We start from the raw sequence: 20,089 nt of genomic DNA, 5'->3' as shown, positions 1-20,089 counted from the left end.
TGACACGGGCGTCGCGCGCGCGCACCGTGGCTAGTGCGCGAAGTGACGCGCCCCGGTGAGATACAGCGAAATGCCGGCGCTGGCGGCCGCCGCGGTCACCTCGTCGTCGCGCACCGATCCGCCGGGGTGCACGATCGCCTTCACCCCGGCGCCGGTCAGCGTCTCGAGCCCGTCGGGGAACGGGAAGAACGCGTCGGAGGCGGCGACGGCGCCGCGCACCCGATCGCCGCCCCGTTCGACCGCCAGCCGCGCCGCGTCGACCCGGTTCACCTGGCCCATGCCGACGCCGATGGTCGCGCCGCCGCCGGCGATCACGATCGCGTTCGATTTGACGGCGCGGCACACGCGCCAGGCGAACACCAGGTCGGCCAGCGTCGAAGGATCGGCGGGTGAGCCGGCGGCCAGCGTCCAATTAGCGGGGTTGTCGCCGTGCGCGTCGAGCTCGTCGCGCTGCTGGACCAACAGTCCGCCGCTGATCGGCCGCAGCTCGGTGCCGCCGGTCAGCGGCTCCGAGGCCACCAGCACCCGGATGTTCTTCTTGCGGGTCAACGCCTCGAGGGCGGCGGGCTCGTAGGCAGGCGCGACGATGACCTCGGTGAAGATGGTGCTGACGTATTCGGCCATCTCCAGGCTGACTTCGGTGTTGGACGCGATGACCCCGCCGAAGGCGCTCAACGGATCGCATTCGTGCGCCTTGCGATGCGCGTCGGCGACCGATTCCGAGGAGATGGCGATCCCACATGGATTGGCGTGCTTGATGATTGCGACGCAGGTCTGCTCGTGATCGAAGGCGGCCCGCCAGGCCGCGTCCGCATCGGTGAAGTTGTTGTAGGACATCTCTTTTCCGTGCAGCTGCTCGGCCTGCGCCAGTCCGGGCCAGGCGCCGGGGTCGCTGTACAGCGCCGCCTGCTGGTGCGGGTTCTCGCCGTAGCGCAGCATCGTCGAGCGGCGCCAGTTGCGGCCCAGCCACTTCGGGAACGTCGTCGGCGGATGTTCGGGAGCCAGCGTCGACTCCATCCAGCTCGCGACCGCGATGTCGTATTCGGCGGTGTGCTGAAAGGCAAGCGCCGCCAGCTTTTTGCGCTCGGCGAGGCTAAACCCGCCCGCGCGTACCGCGGCGAGCACGCCGTCGTAGCCCAGTGGGTCGACGATCACCGCCACGCTCGGATGGTTCTTGGCCGCGGCGCGCACCATCGACGGGCCGCCGATGTCGATCTGCTCGACGCATTCGTCGATGCTGGCCCCGGAGTCGACCGTCTCGGTGAACGGATACAGGTTGACGACGACGAGCTCGAACGCCGCGATCCCGAGCTCCTCGAGCGCGGCGGCGTGCTCGGGTTTGCGAAGGTCCGCCAGCAGGCCAGCGTGCACGCGCGGATGCAGGGTCTTGACCCGGCCGTCGAGCACCTCGGGGAAACCGGTCAGCTCCTCGACCCGGGTCACCGGAATGTCTTTGTCGGCAATGACCTTCGCGGTGGATCCGGTCGAGACGATCTCGACGCCCGCGGCCGCCAACCCCTGGGCGAGGTCGATGAGCCCGGTCTTGTCGTACACGCTGATCAAGGCGCGCCGGATCGGCCGTTTGGCGTCTTCGCGCCAGTCGTCGGTGCTCATCGGTTCGTCGCCTTTCGTCCGATCGTCGCTTTTCTCCCGACCAGGGTCAGGCCGCCTGTTGCGATCGCGGCCACCACGTCCACCAGTAGCTTCCGTTCAGTGACCTTGATGCGTTCGTGCAGGGTCTCTTCGGTGTCGCCGTCGAGCACCGGAACGGATTCCTGCGCCAGAATCGGCCCGGTGTCCGTCCCGGCGTCCACCAGGTGCACCGTACAGCCTGTGACCTTCACTCCGTAGGCCAACGCGTCGGCCACCCCGTGCGCACCCGGAAACGCCGGCAACAGCGCCGGATGGGTGTTGATGACGCGGCCATAGAACCGCGAGAGGAATTGCGGCCCAAGGATTTTCATGAAACCGGCGGACACCACGAGGTCCGGCGAGTGCGCGGCGGTGGCCTCGGTGATGGCCGCGTCCCAGGCGTCGCGGTCCGGGTACTCGCCGAGCCGGACGGTGAAGGCGGGCACGGAAGCGGCCGCGGCGATCTCGGTGGCTAGGCAGTCGCGGTCGGCGCCGACGGCGACCACCCGGGCCGGGTAATCCGCGGCGGCGGAAGTCAACAGTGAATTCAGCAGCGACCCGGTGCCCGACGCCAGTACCACCACCCGTGCCGGTGCGTTCGGGGGCACATGGAGCGGTTCGACCACATCGGCGAGCCTAGCCCGCCGATGCCGCGCGTCCGACGATCGGGCTGGCGGCATCAGGATTGCCCGCCTCTGCGCGACATTCACGATGCCCCACTGGCGACGATCGGGGTTGTCGCTCAGAGGCGGGCAAAACGGTCAGTGCCCGGATTCTCGCTCGCTCGCTTCGTCCTCGGGGTCGTCCGGCGGTGGCGCGTCGTCGATGGCCGGCGGCTCGTGTTCATCGGCGTCGTCGGTGGAAGGCGGCTCGTGTTCGTCGGCGTCGTCCGCAGCGGCGTCGGGGGCCTCGCCCGGCTCCGCCGGCATCTCCTCCTCCTCGGTCGGCCGATCGTCGTCGAAAGCGCCCGCGAAGTCGGCGGGTTCTTCGGCCGCAACGGGTGCGGGCTTGGCCTTGGGCCGCCGGGGACGGCGGCTGATTCCGCCGCTCATCACCACCGTGACCCCGCCGACGACGGCGAACCAGAAGAAGACGCCGACGAGCAACGCGCCCTGATCCACGCCGACGTGGCCGAAGTTGCCCAGCTGGCCGCTGCCGGCGTACGCCAGCAAGGACATCACCAGCGCGCCGGCGACCGCGGCGATCAGCAGCTTGGCGCCGGCCGCAAGCAGCGGCAGCGCGCGCCGGGCGCATTGCTGACCGACCGCCACACCGGACGCCGCGCCGATGATGAGCAGCGCCACCCAGACCGGCCCCAACGGCGGCCTGGGGACCGCGGCCAGGACGGGCACGGCCGGGATGTCACCGCCGAACACGGTGAACGAACTGAAGGTGGCGAATCCGATGTGCGCGCTGGAGCCCACCGCCATGGCAGCGGTGCCCACAATGACGTTGGGCGCGTAGAGCATTGACAGCAGGGTGAGGCTCAACTCGCCGAAGATCGAATCGGTGATGCCGTAGAGCTCCTGCATGGTCGACCAGTGCACCACCAGCGAGCCGGCCGTCACCAGGCCGGACAGGCCGAGCAACGCCAATACGCCGGCCGCGGCGGCGCGCAGGGAATCGCCCAGCCAGAACGGCAGCGACGCCGCCGCCAGCGCGCGCGGGCCCACCCGGGACCACACGCCGATCCCGGCGCCGGCGGCGTGCACCACGAGCACGCTGAGGAACGCGCGTAGCGCGCTGGGCGTTTGCAGCTCGGTGATCACCGAGGACGCGTCGTGGATGACCGCCAGCGCGATCGCCGTCATGAACAACGGACCGCCCAGCGCCGAGGCGACGACCCAGCGGATGACCAGCCAGGAGGAGTAGGGCGTGGTCGCCCGGGCCGTGCTGCGCGCGGTGGCCCAGACCATCAGCAGGACCGGCAGCAGCGGCATCACACCCAACACGCGGCCGCCGATGGAGACCGGGACCTGGTGCACGCCCAGCCACATGCTGGCGATGGCGCCCAGCGCGCCGGTCATGTCGCTGTTGGCGATCAACAACTGGATCAGCGTGACCGCGGCGATGATGACCAACGCCACCACGGCCGGGGCGAACGCGACCCTGACGAGGTCACGCGCCTGGCGAGCGCCTGCTGCCCGGTTGTCCTCCACCCGTGTCACTCTGGGGCACGTCCCCGACTAGGCGCGACAGCGCACGTTAGGAGGGCGCTGGCCCAGACGGTGACGACGGCGACTGCTGCTGCTCGTGGCCGAACTGCTGGCCCCCACCCTGCTCGGAGAAGTTTGCGGTCGCCGAGCCGGAGTCCGATCCGCCGACGTTCGGCGGCGGGCTGAAGCTGGGGAAGCCGGTGGGCGGCGTGGACGGGCCCTGCTGCTGCGCGGACGGCTGCTGGCCCGACTGCGGCGACGGCTGAGCGCCGAAACCGCCGGTCGGAGGGCCACTCTGGGTGGGCGCCCCGCTCGGCGAGTAGCCGCCGTACTGCGAACCGTATCCCTGCGGTGACTGCTGCTGCCCGCCGTGCTGCTGGCCGCCCGGCTGCTGCCCGTAGTAGGGCTGCTGACCGTACTGGCCGTATTGCCCGTACTGGCCGTACTGCGCGTACGGGTCGTACTTGGGCCGCGGCGCCGGGGCGGTGATCACCCCGGAGTCCAGCAGCACCACGACGACGGCGGCGATCGCCTGCAGCACCACGGCCGCCACCAGCGGCCACATCGCCCAGCCGATCGAGAAGCCGGCGGGCAGGTTGATCGTCTCGGTGATGGCGAGCAGGGCACCCAGCACCGCGATGACCGCGACGACTCCCGCATAGTTCTTGGCCTTCGGCAGCAGGCCGAGCCCGGCGAGCAGCGCCGCCAGCAGGGCAACCACGACCGCGGTGCCGGCGTCACCGGCGCGGCCGCCGATGCCCGGGCCGAGGTCGGCGCCGATGGTGAAGGTGGGGCCGAAGTTCAGGAGGTAGGCGGCCAGACCGAGGACCACCACCGCGATGCTCAGGTAGAACGGCAGCTTGCTCGTTCCGTCGTCGTCCTTGGCGAAGGACGGTGTGCCGCCCGCATAGGCGCCGCCGCCGGGTTGCGCCGGCGGATAGCCCGGGCTTCCGGGAGAGTAGGTCATGGCTCCTCCTGTTGCTTTCAGTGCCTTGAACTGCCTAGCGGTCGCCACAGTTGCAGTGCAACGCTGTGCTTCCAGGCGCCTCGCTGCGTTAGCGACGCGGTCGATCACCCACGCTAGCGCACGTGCGGTACCCCGTGCCGTTGCCACCGGCTTGGACGGCGACGCCCGCACCGGCGGGCCCGCGAGCTGCTCGCGAGACGGTCCGTGTCACGACGGCTTGCTCAACGGAGGTAGAACACGTTCTAATTCTCGGCATGGATTACGGGCTTGTGCTATTTACCAGCGATCGTGGCATCTCCCCGGCGAAGGCCGCGAAGCTCGCCGACGACCATGGCTTTACGACCTTCTACGTGCCAGAACACACGCACATTCCGGTGAAGCGCGAGGCGGCTCACCCCACCACCGGGGACGAATCACTGCCCGACGACCGCTACATGCGGACACTAGACCCCTGGGTGAGTCTGGGCGCGGCGTGCGCGGTCACCTCGCGGGTGCGGCTGTCCACCGCGGTGGCCCTGCCGGTCGAACACGACCCGATCACGTTGGCGAAAAGTATTGCCACCCTTGACCACCTGTCCGGCGGGCGGGTCAGCCTGGGCGTCGGGTTCGGCTGGAACACCGACGAACTCGCCGACCACAACGTGCCACCGGGCCGGCGCCGCACCATGCTGCGCGAATACCTCGAAGCGATGCGCGCGCTGTGGACCGAAGAGGAAGCCCAGTACGACGGCGAGTTCGTCAAGTTCGGTCCCAGCTGGGCCTGGCCCAAGCCCGTGCAGCCGCACATCCCCGTGCTGGTCGGCGCGGCCGGCACGGAGAAGAACTTCAAGTGGATCGCCCGCAGCGCCGACGGCTGGATCACGACCCCCCGCGACTTCGACATCGACGAGCCGGTGAAGTTGCTGCAGGACACCTGGGCGGCCGCGGGCCGCGACGGCACCCCGCAGATCGTGGCGCTGGACTTCAAGCCGGTGCCCGAGAAGCTCGCCAAGTGGGCCGAGCTCGGGGTGACCGAGGTGCTGTTCGGGCTGCCGGACAAGTCCGAGGACGAGGTCGCCGCCTACGTCGAGCGGTTGGCCGGCAAGCTCGCCGCCCTCGTCTAGCTTGGGCCCGTCGGCGCCGCGCGCCGAGACTTAAATCGTTGCGACGCTCAGCGGCGTGTCGTGTACGAGGGTTAAGTGTCGCGGCGGCGCAGACGGTCGCTCAGGCCAGCGCGGCCCGGTTGTCCTTCTCGGTCGGCCGGACCACGATCGACGCGCCGAGCGGCTCGCCCTCGCTGAGCAGCCCGACGAGATCCGGGTCCTCGGTCAGGGCCAGGAAACGGCTGTCGTCGGCGTCGAGGCGGCCGATGATGATGCCGGTGTGCACCGGCCAGTCGTAGCGCACGGTGTAGGTCTCGATCTTCGCTCGACCGTCGGCCTTGACGGTGACCGGCACCTTGGGGCGGGCGGCGACCTCGGCGCGCAGGGCTGCGCTGTTGTCGGGCTTCCACTGCACCGGCGTGGTCGAGTACACCCCGACCGAGTACTTGCTCATGATCCCGCCGTTGGCGGCGACCAGGCCGAATTGGCCTGGTAGATCCCGCATTTCGCTGACCGTCTCGGCGATGCCGTGCAGCGAGTAGTTGTTGCCCGGCCCGCCGAAATACGGCAGGCCACCGGTGAGCGTCAGCCCACGCGGATCGTCGGTGGCCAGCCGGGTCCCGTCGCAGAAGTTGAACACCGGCACCGGGAAGCAACTGTAGAGATCGAAGGTGGAGACGTCGTCGATGCCGACACCGGCCACGGCGAGCGCCTCCTGGACCGCCAGCACCGAGGCCGAGTTGTACGTCAGGTCGGCGCGGTCCAGCAGCGGCTGGTCCACCATGTCGGCGTGGCCGTGCAGGTACACCCAGCGCTCCTCGGGCACGCCGAGGCGCCGCGCGGCGGCCACCGACATCAGCAGCGCGGCCGCGCCCTGGTTCACCTGGTCGCGGGCCACCAGCAGCCGCGGGTAGGGATCGCAGATCATCCGGTTGGACGCCGTGACGGTGATGAGCTCGTCGACGCTGCGCTCCACCGGGGATGACGCGAACGGGTTCTTCGCCGCCACCTTGGTGAACGGGGCGAACAGCTCGCCCATCTGGCGCCGGTAGTCGGCGACGCTCAGACCCAGCCGGGCGCGGCGGGCGTTCTCCAACAGCCCGTACTGGGCCGGCGCGCCGATCAGGCCGTGCGCGACGGTGTAGTCGTCGAACAGGCCGTCGTAGCCGAAGCCACGGTCCTCGAGTGAACCCTCGACCGTCTCGGAATGATCCGGCTTATCCCGGTCGGCGAAATACCGGATGCTCGAGGTGTTTTCGGAGCCGAAGATCATCACGACATCCGCCGCGCCGGAGGCGATGGCGCCGGCGAACTCGGTGACCAGATGCTGAGGGCCCTGGCCGCCGATGGGTTCGAGGATGGCGCGGGCCGGCGCGGCACCGATGCGCTTGGCCACCGACCGTGGGTAGTTGTTGGACTTGCCCATCGGCGCGGGGGTGCGCCCGGAGATCTCGAATTGCCGGGTCGCGGCGACGGTGTCGATGGCCGCCGCGACGGCGCTGACGTCGGCGCCGGTGTCATGCAGTGCGGCCTGCGCCGCGGCCGTCGCCAAGTCCACCGACGACATTCCGCGGTAGCCCGAGTCCTCGATGCGCTCGGTGAACTGCCCCACCCCGACGATGACGGGGGTGTTCGGGTCGAGATTCATAGACCCACTATCTACCGAGGGCCGGGCCCCGGCCAAATCCGGGGCCCTTCGCAGGTTGGCGACCCGCGTCGCCTGACTACAGGCTCTGCAGGATCTCCCGCGCGAGCGCCGCGGTCTCCGACGGCGTCTTGCCGACCTTGACGCCGGCCGCCTCGAGGGCCTCCTTCTTGGCGGCCGCGGTGCCCGACGAGCCCGACACGATGGCGCCGGCGTGGCCCATCGTCTTGCCCTCCGGGGCGGTGAAGCCCGCGACGTAGCCGACGACCGGCTTGGACACGTTGGCCTTGATGTAGTCGGCCGCGCGCTCCTCGGCGTCACCGCCGATCTCACCGATCATCACGATGACCTTGGTGTCGGGGTCCTTCTCGAAGGCTTCGATGGCGTCGATGTGGGTGGTGCCGATCACCGGGTCACCGCCGATGCCGATCGAGGTGGAGAAGCCGAAATCGCGCAGCTCGTACATCATTTGGTAGGTCAGGGTGCCCGACTTGGACACCAGCCCGACCGGGCCCGGGCCGCTGATATTCGCCGGGGTGATGCCGGCCAGCGCCTCGCCCGGGGTGATGATGCCGGGACAGTTCGGCCCGATGATGCGCGTCTTCTGCCCCTTGTCGACGTTGTAGGCCCACGCATAGGCGCTGTCCTGCACCGGGATTCCCTCGGTGATGACGACCAGCAGCGGGATCTCGGCGTCGATGGCCTCGATGATCGCGTCCTTGGCGAACTTCGGCGGCACGAACACGACCGACACGTTGGCGCCGGTCTCCTTGATCGCTTCCGCGACGGTGCCGAACACCGGGAGCTCGACGTCCTTGCCGACGGGGTCCACGTGCGACACGGTGGTGCCCGCCTTGCGGGCGTTCACGCCGCCCACCACCTGGGTGCCGGCCTTCATCATCAGCGCGGTGTGCTTGGTGCCCTCACCACCAGTGATGCCCTGGACGATGACCTTGGAGTCTTTGTTCAAAAAGATCGACATGGCTTGGGTCCCTTACTTGTTCGCCAGCTCGGCGGCTTTGTCGGCGCCGGCGTCCATGGTCTCGGCCTGGATCACCAGCGGGTGGTTGGCTTGGGCCAGGATGCGGCGGCCTTCGTCGACGTTGTTGCCGTCGAGCCGGACCACGAGCGGCTTGTTGGCCTCGTCACCGAGCATGTTCAGCGCGGTCACGATGCCGTTGGCGACGGCGTCGCAGGACGTGATGCCGCCGAAGACGTTCACGAACACGCTCTTGACCTGCTTGTCGTTCAGGATGACGTCGAGGCCCGCGGCCATCACCTCGGCCGACGCGCCACCGCCGATGTCGAGGAAGTTGGCCGGCTTGACCCCGCCGTGCTTCTCGCCCGCGTAGGCGACGACGTCCAGCGTCGACATGACCAGGCCCGCACCGTTACCGATGATGCCGACCGAGCCGTCCAGCTTGACGTAGTTGAGGTCGTGCTCCTTGGCCTTGAGCTCGAGCGGGTCGGTCGCGTCGCGGTCCTCGAACTCGGCGTGGCCCGGCTGACGGAAGTCGGCGTTGGCGTCCAGCGTCACCTTGCCGTCCAGCGCCAGGATCTGGTCCTTGGGGTCGCGCACCAGCGGGTTGACCTCGACCAGCGTGGCGTCCTCGGCGACGAAGACCTCCCACAGCTTGTTGATGGTGACCGCGGCGGCGTCGAGCACCTCGGCGGGCAGGTGGCCCTGCTCGGCGATGGAACGCGCGGTCGCCAAGTCGACGCCCTTGACGGCGTCCACCGGAACCTTGGCCAGCCGCTCGGGCTTGGTGGCGGCCACCTCCTCGATTTCCATGCCGCCCTCGACCGAGCACATGGCCAGGTAAGTGCGGTTGGCGCGGTCGAGCAGGAAGGAGATGTAGTACTCCTCGGCGATGTCGCTGGCCTCGGCGACCAGCAGCTTCTTGACCACGTGGCCCTTGATGTCCAGGCCGAGGATGTTCTTGGCGTGCTCGTAGGCGTCCTCGGGGGTGGCCGCGTACTTGACGCCACCCGCCTTGCCGCGGCCGCCGACCTTCACCTGCGCTTTGACCATCACCGGGCGACCGATCTCGGTGGCGATCTCCCGAGCGCCCTCGGCGGTGTCGGTCACGCGTCCCGGCGTAGTCGGTACGTTGTGCTTGGCGAACAATTCTTTTGCTTGATACTCGAAAAGGTCCATGGACTCTCTGTCTTCGCTCGACTCAACTACTAGGCCTCTTGGTGGGCGGTGCCGCACTCGGCAACTCGCACGGACGAACTGTATCCATCCCCCAAATGCCTTTGACCGCCGCGTCCGCCGATGTGGCACAGCTCACGGGCTATGGGTTGACCGTCCGCGTGATCCAAATCACAATTCCGCCCGGATTGTGCAACGAGGTTGCCAGTCCCGCGCGTTAGCGGATACCTTCCTAGGGTCCAGATAACGGTATGGTCACGATACGAGGACATTTCAGGTTGCCCCAACACCGTTTTGCCCGGTCTTCTGCCGTAACTGAAGGCGTTGTGCGGGTAGGTCGCGCGGCAGGCGCCCGGTGGGCCGACGCACCGCACCGCACCGAAGTCACCGAAATCCTCCCGCTCGACGGTTTCGACTTCGACGACTTCGAGTTCAACGAGGACGCCGGCGATCTCCGCGACTTGGACTTCAGCAACGACTCGACGTTCGACAACGAAGCCCAGGTGCTGCTGGCGCCCGAGCTCGACGACCTGCACGACGCCGACGATCTGCGCCCGGTCTGGCTGGCCGCTCCCGTCACCGAGGTGCTGCCGCGGGTGGTCATCGAGCCGCGGACCGAGCGGCGCCCCGATCGCCCGCACGGCACCGACGTCGTCGGCCTCGCACGCCGCGGCGGGCAGCACCGCAAGCAACCGACCAGTGCGGCCCGGGGCCGCCTGCTGATCTCGGCGATGGCCGCCGGCGCCGCCGCGGCGGCCGCGCACACCGCGACCAGCCACGCCGACACCCCCAAGACCGACGCGGTGCTGACCGCGAACGCATCCGCACTCACCGGAAGCGCGGGCGGCAGCAATACGGTCCGCGGCCCCCAGGTGATCGCGGCGGAGCCCGCGGCGACCGCCGCGCTGCACAACCAGGAGCTGGCCAAGGGCGTCGCCTTCGCCAACGACCGCGCTCAGCGCGAGGCACGGCTGTCGCAACCGCTCTACGTGATGCCGACGAAGGGCATCTTCACCTCCAACTTCGGCTACCGCTGGGGCGTGCTGCACGCCGGCATCGACCTGGCCAACTCGATCGGGACACCGATCTATGCGGTGTCCGACGGCGTCGTCATCGACGCCGGCCCGGCCGGCGGCTACGGCATGCTGGTCAAGCTGCGCCACGCCGACGGCACGGTCACCCTTTACGGCCACATCAACACCGCGCTGGTCAGCGTCGGTGAGCGGGTGATGGCCGGCGACCAGATCGCCACCATGGGTAATCGCGGCAATTCCACCGGCCCCCACCTGCACTTCGAGGTCCTGCAGGGTGGCACCGAGCGGATCGACCCGGTGCCGTGGCTTGCTAAGCGTGGTCTCAGCGTCGGCAACTACGCTGGATGAGGTGACCGCGCCGAACGAAGAATCTTCCGGTCCGCGTCCGCCCGAGCCCACACCGGAGCACGAGCTGCCCTCCGACTCACGGACACGGATCATCCGACGTGCGCCGACCGGGCCCATCCCCACCACGCCGGACAGCCCCACCACCCATTTCGCCCCGCAGCCCCCGCCCTACCGGGTCGGTGCCGGCGCGGGCCGCGCGGGTTACGCCGGGGTGCCGGCCCTCGAACCCACCGACCGGACCGCCGTCGCCGCGTGCGCGGTGAGCATCGTCAGCGGCTGGGCGACGTCGGTGGTGGCCACCGACCTGATCGCCGGCTGGTGGCGGACCGACCGCCTGTTCTGCATCGCGGTCGCGTTCCTGGCCCTGGTCTTCGCCGGCACCACGGTCTCGGGCGTGATCATGCTGCTGCAGCGCCGGCCCTTCAGCCGCTACCTCCTGATGGCCGGCGCGCTGGTGGCCGTCCTCACCTACGTCGGCGTGTTCATCGCCGGGGCGCGGGTCGCATGGGTGGTGCACCTGCTGCCCCTGTTGCCGATCGCGACGGTCGTGCTGGTGCTGCTGCCGCAAACCAAACGCTGGCTGGACGCCTGACCGTCGCGGCTAGAGCTTGCTGATCGGGGCGTGGTTGTGCATCAGCTTCACCCGTCCCGAGCTGCCGAAGTCGATGAGCGACATGGCCGATTCGCCCACGCCGGACACTTCCTCGACGCGGCCCAGCCCGTACTTGTCGTGCGTCACCCGATCGCCGGGCTCGAGCACCAGTAGGGGTCGCTTGCTCATCCCCGAACGGGTCGGGGCCGCCCGTGGGGTGCCGAACCGGCCGGCGCCGCTCACCGGCGCGCTGAACGACGGGGCGGGTGCGGTGCGCCGCCATTCGATCAGTTCCTGCGGAATCTCTTGCAGGAAGCGCGATTCCGGGTTGAGCATGGGCTGTCCCCAGGACGACCGGACGATGGCCCTGCTCACATAGAGCCGCTGGCGGGCGCGGGTGATCCCGACGTAGGCCAGCCGCCGCTCCTCGGAGAGTTCGACTGGGTCGTCCAAAGACCGCATGTGGGGGAACATTCCGTCCTCCCAGCCGGTGACGAACACCACCGGGAATTCGAGGCCCTTGGCCGTGTGCAGCGTCATCAGCGTGACCATGCCGGCGCCGTCCTCGGGGATCTCGTCGCTGTCGGAGACCAGCGAGACCCGCTCCAGGAATTCCGCCAGCACGCCGGTATCCGGTACGTCCTCGTCTTCGGGTGTCTGCAAGGACTCGCCCAGTGCCGCGGCATTGGCCCGGTCGGTGCTGAATTCGTGTGCCACGCTGACGAGTTCGTTGAGGTTGTCCAACCGCGCCAGTTCTTGGGGATCGGTGGAGGATTCCAGTTCCCGGCGATATCCGGTGCGTTCGAGCACCGACTCGACCAGATCGCCGAGGTCGTCGTCGAGGCGGCCGCGCAGCTCGTCCAGCAGCTCGACGAAGCCGGCGATCGCCTTCTCCGCGCGCGAATTCAGCATCGGCACTTTGCCTTCGGCGGCGGCGACCAGCGCGTCGGCGAAACTGGCGCCGGTGTTCTCCGCATACACCGCCACGCACGCCTCGGCGCGATCGCCGATGCCCCGGCGCGGGGTGTTGAGGATGCGCCGCATGCTGACCGCGTCGCCGGGGTTGTCCAGCACCCGCAGATAGGCGACGATGTCGCGGATCTCCTTGCGCTCGTAAAAACGGACTCCCCCAACGACTTTGTAGCGGATCCCGGCCCGGATGAACACCTCTTCGAACGATCGCGACGAGTTGTTGGTGCGGTAGAAGATGGCGACGTCGTTGTAGGTGATCTCGCCCTTCTCGGCGAGCGCGTCGATCTCCTCAGCGACGAATCGGGCCTCGTCGTGCTCGTTGTCGGCGACATAACCCACGATCAGCTCGCCGGCGCCCTCGGCGGTCCACAGCCGCTTGTCCCGGCGCCCGGAATTGCGGGCGATCACCGAGTTCGCCGCCGACAGGATGTTTTGCGTCGACCGGTAATTCTGTTCCAGCAGAATGGTTGTCGCGTCCGGGTAGTCGCGTTCGAAGTCCTCGATGTTGCGGATGGTGGCGCCACGGAACGCGTAGATCGACTGGTCGGCGTCGCCGACCACGCACAGCTCCGCCGGCGGCACCTCATCGGAGACCTCGTCGCTGTCGGGCGCCGCCGCACCGCCGCGCCCTGCCAGTTCGCGCACCAACACGTACTGCGCGTGATTGGTGTCCTGGTACTCGTCGACCAGGACGTGGCGGAACCGCCGCCGGTAGTGCTGGGCGATCTGCGGGAAGGCCCGCAGCACCGCCACGCTCTCCCCGATCAGGTCGTCGAAGTCCAGCGCGTTGGCCGCCCGCAGCCGCCGCTGGTATTCGCCGTAGACGCTGGCCACCGTGCGGGACAACTCGTCGGAATCGTCGGTCAGGTTGGCGACCGCCCCGGCGGGGTCGATCAGCTCGTTCTTCAGGTTGGAGATGGCGTTGGCCAACAGCCGCGGCGAGTAGCGCTTGATGTCGAGCCCCATGTCGCGCCCGATCATCTGCAGCAGACGCCGCGAGTCGTCGGCGTCGTAGATCGAGAAGTTGGAGTTGAGGCCCTCGATCAGGGATGCCTGGTTGCGCAGGATGCGCACGCAGGTGGAGTGGAAAGTGGACACCCACATGGCCCGGGCCCGGTTGCCCACCAGCCGCACCACCCGTTCGCGCATCTCCGCGGCGGCCTTGTTGGTGAAGGTGATGGCCAGCACCTGCCCGACGCCGACCCCGCGTTCGGCGATCAGGTAGGCGATGCGGCGGGTCAGCACCGCGGTCTTTCCCGAACCCGCGCCCGCGACGATCAGCAGTGGCGAACCCTCATGCACCACCGCTTGGCGCTGTTGCGGATTGAGACCCTCGAGCAGTTGCTCTGCTTCGGAGGCCGGCTTGGCATCTGTTACGTGCACACTCATGTCAGTCCAAACTTACCGCCGCCCACTGACGCTTCAGCGCCCCGGCATCAGACCAGGCTAGTGGCCCGGCGGGCCGCGACGGCGTCACGGACGCTACCGGAAATCCGGCGTGTCGGGACGTGGTTTCCGAACCTGAATCCGGCCGGCCCGGCAATTGCACCCGAGTCCAAAAAGCGCAGCTTAAGCGGGATTTTTTGCGCGTTCACAGTTTTTAGTGGCACACTCGATCCGTGCTCAACGTGCAGTGTCGGCGACGCTCCTCGGCCCAGGAGTGGCGCCGCCGATTTCCCTACGGGTACCAGTTCGCGGCGCCCGTGGTCTAACTGCTTCCGCAGAGCCCCGTGGTCCGCTTCCGGCACTCGGGGCTCGTCTTTTGTGAGGCCCGATACTGCATGAGACCAGAACCCCCACATCACGACGAAGACGCGGAGTCAGCGGAGATGAACATCGAGACGGTGGCGACTGAAGTGCCCACCGACATAGACGAGTTGCGTCACGAGATCGACCGGCTCGACGCCGCGATTCTGGCCGCTGTGCAGCGGCGCACCCAAGTGTCCCAGGCGATCGGCAAGGCCCGGATGGCCTCGGGTGGCACCCGACTGGTCCACAGCCGCGAGATGAAGGTGATCGAGCGCTACAGCGAACTCGGCCCCGAGGGCAAGGACCTGGCGATACTGCTGCTGCGCTTGGGCAGGGGCCGGCTCGGTCACTGACCGCGACGGCGTATCGGTCCGGCGCAGAGCTCGCCGCTATACCTGGCTCCGTCACGTCACAGCCCATAGGGTCGAAGCATGACCTCCGTGCACACCCTCCCCGACATCACCGCCACCCCGGCATGGGACGCCCTGCGCAGGCATCACGAACAGATCGGCGGGACCCATCTGCGCCAGTTCTTCGACGACGATCCCGACCGCGGCCGCGAGCTGGTCCTCTCCGTCGGCGACCTCTACATCGACTACAGCAAGCACCGCATCACGCGAGAAACACTGCGGCTCTTGGTCGATCTGGCTCGCACGGCCCATCTCGAAGAGCGGCGCGACCAGATGTTCGCCGGGGTGCACATCAACACCTCCGAGGATCGTGCGGTCCTGCACACCGCTCTGCGGCTGCCCCGGGACGCCGAACTGATCGTCGACGGCCAGAACGTCGTCGCGGAGGTGCACTCGGTGCTCGACGCCATGGGTGAATTCACCGACCGGTTGCGCAGCGGTGAATGGACGGGAGCCACCGGCAAACGGATCAGCACGGTCGTCAACATCGGCATCGGCGGATCGGACCTCGGCCCGGTGATGGTCTACCAGGCGCTGCGCCACTATGCGGACGCGGGGATCTCGGCGCGCTTCGTCTCCAATGTCGACCCGGCTGACCTGATCGCCACCCTGGCCGATTTGGACCCCGCCACAACGCTTTTCATCGTAGCGTCGAAAACGTTCTCGACGCTGGAAACCCTGACGAACGCCACGGCCGCCCGCCGCTGGATCACCGACGCCCTCGGCGACGCCGCGGTGTCGCAGCACTTCGTCGCCGTCTCCACCAACAAGCGCCTCGTCGACGACTTCGGCATCAACACCGACAACATGTTCGGGTTCTGGGATTGGGTCGGCGGCCGCTACTCGGTGGACTCGGCGATCGGCCTGTCGGTGATGGCCGTCATCGGCCGAGAAGCCTTTGCGGACTTCCTATCCGGGTTCCACATCGTGGACCGGCATTTCAAGACCGCACCGCTGGAATCCAATGCGCCTGCGCTGCTTGGGCTTATCGGCCTGTGGTACTCCAGCTTCATGGGCGCGCAATCGCGCGCCGTGCTGCCGTATTCCAATGACCTGGCGCGCTTTGCGGCCTATCTGCAACAGCTGACCATGGAATCCAACGGCAAGTCGACCCGCGCGGACGGCAGCCCGGTCACCACGGACACCGGTGAAATCTTCTGGGGCGAACCGGGAACCAACGGGCAGCACGCGTTCTACCAATTGCTGCATCAGGGCACCCGGCTGGTGCCCGCCGACTTCATCGGGTTCAGCCAACCCCTCGACGACCTGCCCACCGCCGAAGGCGACGGCAGCATGCACGACCTGTTGATGAGCAACTTCTTCGCCCAGACCCAGGTGTTGGCGTTCGGCAAGACCGCCGAGGAGATCGCCGCCGAGGGCACGCCCGCCGAGATCGTGCCGCACAAGGTGATGCTCGGCAATCGGCCGTCGACCTCGATTCTGGCCGACCGGCTCACCCCGTCGGTCATGGGCCAGCTGATCGCGCTGTATGAGCACCAGGTCTTCACCGAGGGCGTGATCTGGGGAATCGACTCGTTCGACCAGTGGGGCGTGGAACTGGGTAAAACCCAGGCCAAGGCCCTGCTTCCGGTGATCACCGCGGACGGCTCGCCGGCCCCGCAGTCGGACAGCTCCACCGACGCCCTGGTGCGTCGCTACCGCAGCGAACGCGGGCGAACCAGCTGAATCTCAGGCGAACATCTTGGTCAGCCCAGGCGGCAGCACCCGCATCAACTGCACCAGCGGCGCCCACGGCCACCGCGGCACCACGGCCCGGCCGGGTTCGCGCTCGATGGCACCGACCAGCGCCCTGACGCCAGTCTCGTTGTCCACCATGAGCATTGTGCTCCCCGACTTGGCGGTCATCTCCGACTCGATGTAACCGGGCTCGATCACGGTGACGCTGATTGGACCCTTGGGGTACTCGGCGCGCAGCGACTCACCCAGAGACGTCAGCCCCGCCTTGCTCGCGCAGTACGCGGCCTTGACACCGGGGACGCCGGTGTTGCCGAGCACCGACGAAATGAGCACCAGGTGCCCCGATCCGTTCTTGTTGAACATCTCCAGCGCGGCCTCGATCTGCACCAGCGCCGAGACCAGGTTGGTCTCGATGGTGGCCTTGTTGGCCCACAGCTTGCCGGACCCCAGCTTTGCGCCCTTGCCGATGCCGGCGTTGACGACGATGCGGTCGATGCCCCCGAGTTCGTCGCTGAGTTCGGCGAACACCTTGGGGACGGCCTCGTGGTCGTTGACGTCGAGCGCGGCGACGGCGATGTTGATGCCCGGATACTGCTGCGACAGCTCGGCTTTCAGCTCATCGAGCCGGTCGGTGCGCCGCGCGCACAGGGCGAGGTCGCGGCCCTTGGCGGCGAACGCGCGCGCCATGCCGGCGCCCAGGCCGGAGCTGGCGCCGGTGATGAGGATCTTCTGGCGAGTCATCGGGGCAGCATATCGACAGGTGTCAAGTCCGGGCTCGGCGACTACTTCAGCAAACGCGACATCCGCCGGTCGGCCAGCACCTTCCCGCCGGTCTGACACGTCGGGCAGTACTGAAAGGACTTGTCTGCGAACGAGACTTCACGCACGGTGTCCCCGCATACCGGGCAGGGTAGACCGGTCCGCGCATGCACCCGCAGCCCGGAACGCTTCTCGCCCTTCAGGGTGGCCGCGCCCTGGCCGACGGATCGGCCGACCGCGTCGGTGAGCACCGAGACCATCGCGTCGTGCAGGGCGGCGAGCTGCTGATCGGACAGCTTGCCGGCCGTGGCGAACGGCGAGATCCGCGCGACGTGCAGGATCTCGTCGCTGTAGGCATTGCCGATGCCGGCGATCACCTTCTGGTCGGTGATGACGGTCTTGATCCGGCCGGTGTTTCCGGACAACAGGTTGGCCAGCGCGTCGGAGTCCAGATCCAGCGCGTCCGGGCCGAGCGAGGCGATTCCGGGGACCTGAGCCGGGTCGTCGACCAGCCACACCGCCAGCCGCTTCTGGGTGCCGGCCTCGGTGAGGTCGAAACCGGGCGCCTCACCGGGCGTGCCCAGGTGCACCCGCAGCGCGATCGGGCCCTTGCCGGGCCGCAGCGGCGCCGCGCCCAGCTTGTCCGACCAGCGCAACCATCCCGCACGCGACAGATGCGCGATCAACAAGAGGTTGTCGGTGCGCAGCCCGAGGTACTTGCCCCACCGCTCGGCCCCGGTCACGGACTGGCCGTGCAGCGCGCTGATCGGCGGGTCGAAGGTCTTGAGCACGGACAGGGCGGCGATGTCGACCCGGCCGATCGGCAGGCCGACGGCGTGGCGCCGCAGATGGTCGACCAGCGCTTCGATCTCGGGTAGTTCGGGCACGGTTTCAGTGTGCCGGTCGCAGCAAATAGGTGTCCATGATCCAGCCGTGCCGGGCGCGGGCGTCGGCTCGCAGCGAAACGATGCGGGGCCCCACCTCGCCAACGGTGCCGGCGATGAGCAGTTCGTCGTCGGTACCGAGGTAGGCGCCCCACCAGATCTGCGTGTCGGGCGGGCAGAGCCGAAACGAGCAGTCGGCGTCGAGCATCACGACGGCCGATGTCCCGGCCGGCCCGTGGGTGCGCAATTGCCTGCCCGTGGTGATCAGCACGGGTTCGCCGACCTCGTTGAGCGGGATGCGGTGCCGGGCGGTCAGTGCCTGCACCGCGGTGATCCCGGGGATGACGTCGAAGGTGAAGTCGACACGCGCGGCGACCGCGTCGAGGATGCGCAAGGTGCTGTCGTAGAGCGACGGATCGCCCCAGGCCAAGAACGCGCCGACGCCGTGCGGACCCAGCTCGACGGCGATGGCGTCGGCCCAGATCTGCGCGCGGGCGGCGTGCCAATCCGCGACCGCACCCCGGTAGTCGGGATCGTCGGCGCGCGTGGGGTCGGTCAGCTCGACGAAGCGGTAACCCGGCTCCCGGATGAAGCGTTCGCAGACCTCGCGTCGCAGCGCCACCAGATCGCTCTTCTGCTCGCCCTTGTCCATCGCGAAGAACACCTGCGTGTCGTTGAGCGCCTCGATCGCCTGCACGGTCACGTAGCCGGGGTCGCCGGCCCCGATGCCGATGACATGGATGTGCCGGCCCACCGCGTCGCCTCCTGATGCTCGTTGCCAGTCAGATTGCCGAATCGCGACCTTCGGCATCTAGCCGGGACCCCAAGTACCCAGTACCATGGGTACCGTCTGAAGCACCCAACGGAGGGAGCGGGGCATGACGTCAGCGGTGCGGCCGGCAGGGCCGAGTCGTGAAGACTTCGCGGACCGGTTGCTGAAAGGCTCGGTGAAGAAGTCCTACGAACCCGTCGTCGACATCGATTGGGACGCCCCGCTGGATCCGGACAAGTTCTATCTGCCGCCCCGGCTGGTGTCGCTCTATGGAACGCCCCTGTGGGACGAGATGACCCGCGAACAACAAATCGAGCTGTCTCGCCAGGAATTGGTCAACACGCTGTCGGCCGGGATCTGGTTCGAGAACATGCTCAACCAGGCGCTGCTGCGCACGATCCTGCACGAGGACCCGACCAGCAGGTCGACGCACTACAAGCTGACCGAGCTGGGCGACGAGACCCGACACATGGTGATGTTCGGCAAGGCCATTGAACGCATCGGGGCAAAGCCGGTGCGTCCCAGACTGTTTCACAGGATGATCATCAATGCGCTGCCACTGGCGTTTCAGCGCGGCTCGATGCTCTGGGTGGCCGCCCTGATCGGTGAGGAGATCTTCGACTCGCTGCAGCGGCAGATGATGGACGACGCGGAACTGCAACCAATCATCCAGCGCCTCATGCGGATTCATGTCACCGAAGAGGCGCGCCACATCCAGTTCGCGCGCGACGGCGCCCGCAAGCGCGTCGTCGAGATGCCCCGGTTCAACCGTTGGTTCATGGCCAACATCAACGGGTTGGGCGGCTATTTCTTCGCCTACCTGTTCAGCAACCCGGTCCCCTACGCGCGGGCGGGTCTGGATCCCAAGCGGGCCCGAAAGATGGCCCGCACCAGCCCGCATCGCCACGACATGCAGGTTGCCGGCTTCGCGCCACTGGCGGCGTTTTTGACCGAGGTCGGCCTGATGGGCCCGATCGCGCGCCGCGGCTGGAAGCGCAGCAGGTTTCTGTGACGGCTGATCACGCGCTGGTGGTCCTCGGCGCGGACGCCGGCGCCCGCGCCGTGCGATCCGTTTTGCAGGCGGCCGGCGTCGGCGATGTCACGCTGCCCGACGTCTCGGTCCTGCGTGCCGTGTTCGACGACGCCACCAACAGCTGGACGCTGCACACCGCCGGCGGCGACGTGATCCGGACGCACGTCGTCGTCGACGCACGCCGCCGGCCCGGATCCCCCT

At 68.3% G+C, this 20,089-nt stretch carries 17 protein-coding genes and 1 pseudogene; 6 read left to right on the top strand and 12 right to left on the bottom strand.

What is annotated here, in order from left to right:
* Positions 1 to 30 precede the first annotated feature (30 nt).
* The 4 genes from purH to AC5Y5B_RS04460 form a co-directional block, all read right to left on the bottom strand.
* Positions 31 to 1,614 (bottom strand): bifunctional phosphoribosylaminoimidazolecarboxamide formyltransferase/IMP cyclohydrolase, encoded by a 1,584-nt coding sequence (purH, locus tag AC5Y5B_RS04475; protein WP_112632839.1) that lies wholly within the window; start codon positions 1,612 to 1,614, stop codon positions 31 to 33.
* On the bottom strand, positions 1,611 to 2,258 hold the full coding sequence (purN, locus tag AC5Y5B_RS04470; protein ID WP_500004009.1) for a phosphoribosylglycinamide formyltransferase: 648 nt from the start codon (positions 2,256 to 2,258) through the stop codon (positions 1,611 to 1,613). Before purN ends, purH begins: the two co-directional genes overlap by 4 nt.
* Before the next feature lie 135 nt (positions 2,259 to 2,393).
* Positions 2,394 to 3,791, bottom strand: coding sequence for a cell division protein PerM (locus AC5Y5B_RS04465; protein WP_500004007.1), 1,398 nt, complete (start codon positions 3,789 to 3,791; stop codon positions 2,394 to 2,396).
* Positions 3,792 to 3,837: 46 nt separating this feature from the next.
* Entirely contained in the window at positions 3,838 to 4,755 is a 918-nt protein-coding gene (locus tag AC5Y5B_RS04460; protein ID WP_500004004.1) for a DUF5336 domain-containing protein, read from the bottom strand.
* A gap of 254 nt (positions 4,756 to 5,009) precedes the next feature.
* On the opposite strand from AC5Y5B_RS04460, the gene AC5Y5B_RS04455 reads away from it, so the two are divergent.
* On the top strand, positions 5,010 to 5,858 hold the full coding sequence (locus AC5Y5B_RS04455) for an LLM class F420-dependent oxidoreductase (protein WP_500004002.1): 849 nt from the start codon (positions 5,010 to 5,012) through the stop codon (positions 5,856 to 5,858).
* A gap of 100 nt (positions 5,859 to 5,958) precedes the next feature.
* On the opposite strand, the gene AC5Y5B_RS04450 is transcribed toward AC5Y5B_RS04455, so the two are convergent.
* From AC5Y5B_RS04450 to sucC, 3 genes are all read right to left on the bottom strand, one after another.
* Entirely contained in the window at positions 5,959 to 7,485 is a 1,527-nt protein-coding gene (locus AC5Y5B_RS04450; protein WP_500003997.1) for an acetyl-CoA acetyltransferase, read from the bottom strand.
* Between the two features lie 76 nt (positions 7,486 to 7,561).
* On the bottom strand, positions 7,562 to 8,464 hold the full coding sequence (gene sucD, locus AC5Y5B_RS04445) for a succinate--CoA ligase subunit alpha (protein ID WP_067258186.1): 903 nt from the start codon (positions 8,462 to 8,464) through the stop codon (positions 7,562 to 7,564).
* A 12-nt stretch (positions 8,465 to 8,476) separates the two neighbouring features.
* A complete protein-coding gene (gene sucC, locus AC5Y5B_RS04440) occupies positions 8,477 to 9,640 on the bottom strand; it encodes an ADP-forming succinate--CoA ligase subunit beta (RefSeq protein ID WP_066866701.1) in 1,164 nt (387 codons plus the stop codon).
* A gap of 323 nt (positions 9,641 to 9,963) precedes the next feature.
* Here sucC and AC5Y5B_RS04435 point away from each other — a divergent pair, with 323 nt between their 5' ends.
* Together AC5Y5B_RS04435 and AC5Y5B_RS04430 are read left to right on the top strand one after the other, a co-directional pair.
* Positions 9,964 to 11,019 carry a M23 family metallopeptidase gene (locus tag AC5Y5B_RS04435; RefSeq protein WP_112632833.1) on the top strand — a complete coding sequence of 352 codons (1,056 nt, stop codon included), beginning with the start codon at positions 9,964 to 9,966 and terminating at the stop codon, positions 11,017 to 11,019.
* 1 nt (position 11,020) lies between these two features.
* A complete protein-coding gene (locus AC5Y5B_RS04430; protein WP_205869084.1) occupies positions 11,021 to 11,611 on the top strand; it encodes a hypothetical protein in 591 nt (196 codons plus the stop codon).
* A gap of 9 nt (positions 11,612 to 11,620) precedes the next feature.
* Here AC5Y5B_RS04430 and pcrA read toward each other — a convergent pair whose 3' ends face one another.
* A complete protein-coding gene (pcrA, locus tag AC5Y5B_RS04425) occupies positions 11,621 to 13,972 on the bottom strand; it encodes a DNA helicase PcrA (protein ID WP_500003989.1) in 2,352 nt (783 codons plus the stop codon).
* Between the two features lie 392 nt (positions 13,973 to 14,364).
* Between pcrA and AC5Y5B_RS04420 the strand changes: the two genes are divergently transcribed.
* Both AC5Y5B_RS04420 and pgi read left to right on the top strand, forming a co-directional pair.
* Positions 14,365 to 14,685, top strand: coding sequence for a chorismate mutase (locus AC5Y5B_RS04420; protein ID WP_112632831.1), 321 nt, complete (start codon positions 14,365 to 14,367; stop codon positions 14,683 to 14,685).
* A gap of 78 nt (positions 14,686 to 14,763) precedes the next feature.
* A complete protein-coding gene (gene pgi / locus AC5Y5B_RS04415) occupies positions 14,764 to 16,428 on the top strand; it encodes a glucose-6-phosphate isomerase (RefSeq protein ID WP_500003985.1) in 1,665 nt (554 codons plus the stop codon).
* A 3-nt stretch (positions 16,429 to 16,431) separates the two neighbouring features.
* Here the strand turns inward: pgi and AC5Y5B_RS04410 are convergent, their stop codons facing one another.
* The 4 genes and pseudogenes from AC5Y5B_RS04410 to cobF all read right to left on the bottom strand — a co-directional run bounded on the left by AC5Y5B_RS04410 (position 16,432) and on the right by cobF (position 18,837).
* Positions 16,432 to 17,181 carry an SDR family oxidoreductase gene (locus tag AC5Y5B_RS04410; protein WP_112632829.1) on the bottom strand — a complete coding sequence of 250 codons (750 nt, stop codon included), beginning with the start codon at positions 17,179 to 17,181 and terminating at the stop codon, positions 16,432 to 16,434.
* Between the two features lie 41 nt (positions 17,182 to 17,222).
* Positions 17,223 to 17,681, bottom strand: a complete 459-nt coding sequence (locus tag AC5Y5B_RS04405) for a zinc finger domain-containing protein (RefSeq protein ID WP_500004736.1) — start codon at positions 17,679 to 17,681, stop codon at positions 17,223 to 17,225.
* 162 nt (positions 17,682 to 17,843) lie between these two features.
* Positions 17,844 to 18,086: pseudogene (locus AC5Y5B_RS04400) on the bottom strand (DNA-formamidopyrimidine glycosylase family protein); the annotation flags it as partial.
* A 4-nt stretch (positions 18,087 to 18,090) separates the two neighbouring features.
* A complete protein-coding gene (cobF, locus tag AC5Y5B_RS04395; protein ID WP_112632827.1) occupies positions 18,091 to 18,837 on the bottom strand; it encodes a precorrin-6A synthase (deacetylating) in 747 nt (248 codons plus the stop codon).
* Between the two features lie 124 nt (positions 18,838 to 18,961).
* On the opposite strand from cobF, the gene AC5Y5B_RS04390 reads away from it, so the two are divergent.
* On the top strand, positions 18,962 to 19,867 hold the full coding sequence (locus tag AC5Y5B_RS04390) for an AurF N-oxygenase family protein (RefSeq protein WP_112632826.1): 906 nt from the start codon (positions 18,962 to 18,964) through the stop codon (positions 19,865 to 19,867).
* The last annotated feature ends 222 nt before the right edge of the window (positions 19,868 to 20,089 follow it).

The organism is Mycobacterium sp. NGS33, from assembly GCF_059812885.1.
The sequence above is the reverse complement of the archived record's forward strand: the minus strand, read 5'-3'. Positions and strand labels throughout refer to the sequence as shown.

Bases quoted from the DNA above. Each gene is read 5' to 3' on its own strand.
- AC5Y5B_RS04455 (WP_500004002.1), top strand. From the start codon at position 5,010: ATGGATTACGGGCTTGTGCTATTTACCAGCGATCGTGGCATCTCCCCG.
- pcrA (WP_500003989.1), bottom strand. From the start codon at position 13,972: ATGAGTGTGCACGTAACAGATGCCAAGCCGGCCTCCGAAGCAGAGCAA.
- AC5Y5B_RS04410 (WP_112632829.1), bottom strand. From the start codon at position 17,181: ATGACTCGCCAGAAGATCCTCATCACCGGCGCCAGCTCCGGCCTGGGC.
- AC5Y5B_RS04450 (WP_500003997.1), bottom strand. From the start codon at position 7,485: ATGAATCTCGACCCGAACACCCCCGTCATCGTCGGGGTGGGGCAGTTC.
- sucC (WP_066866701.1), bottom strand. From the start codon at position 9,640: ATGGACCTTTTCGAGTATCAAGCAAAAGAATTGTTCGCCAAGCACAAC.
- AC5Y5B_RS04390 (WP_112632826.1), top strand. From the start codon at position 18,962: ATGACGTCAGCGGTGCGGCCGGCAGGGCCGAGTCGTGAAGACTTCGCG.
- AC5Y5B_RS04460 (WP_500004004.1), bottom strand. From the start codon at position 4,755: ATGACCTACTCTCCCGGAAGCCCGGGCTATCCGCCGGCGCAACCCGGC.
- AC5Y5B_RS04420 (WP_112632831.1), top strand. From the start codon at position 14,365: ATGAGACCAGAACCCCCACATCACGACGAAGACGCGGAGTCAGCGGAG.
- pgi (WP_500003985.1), top strand. From the start codon at position 14,764: ATGACCTCCGTGCACACCCTCCCCGACATCACCGCCACCCCGGCATGG.
- sucD (WP_067258186.1), bottom strand. From the start codon at position 8,464: ATGTCGATCTTTTTGAACAAAGACTCCAAGGTCATCGTCCAGGGCATC.
- purH (WP_112632839.1), bottom strand. From the start codon at position 1,614: ATGAGCACCGACGACTGGCGCGAAGACGCCAAACGGCCGATCCGGCGC.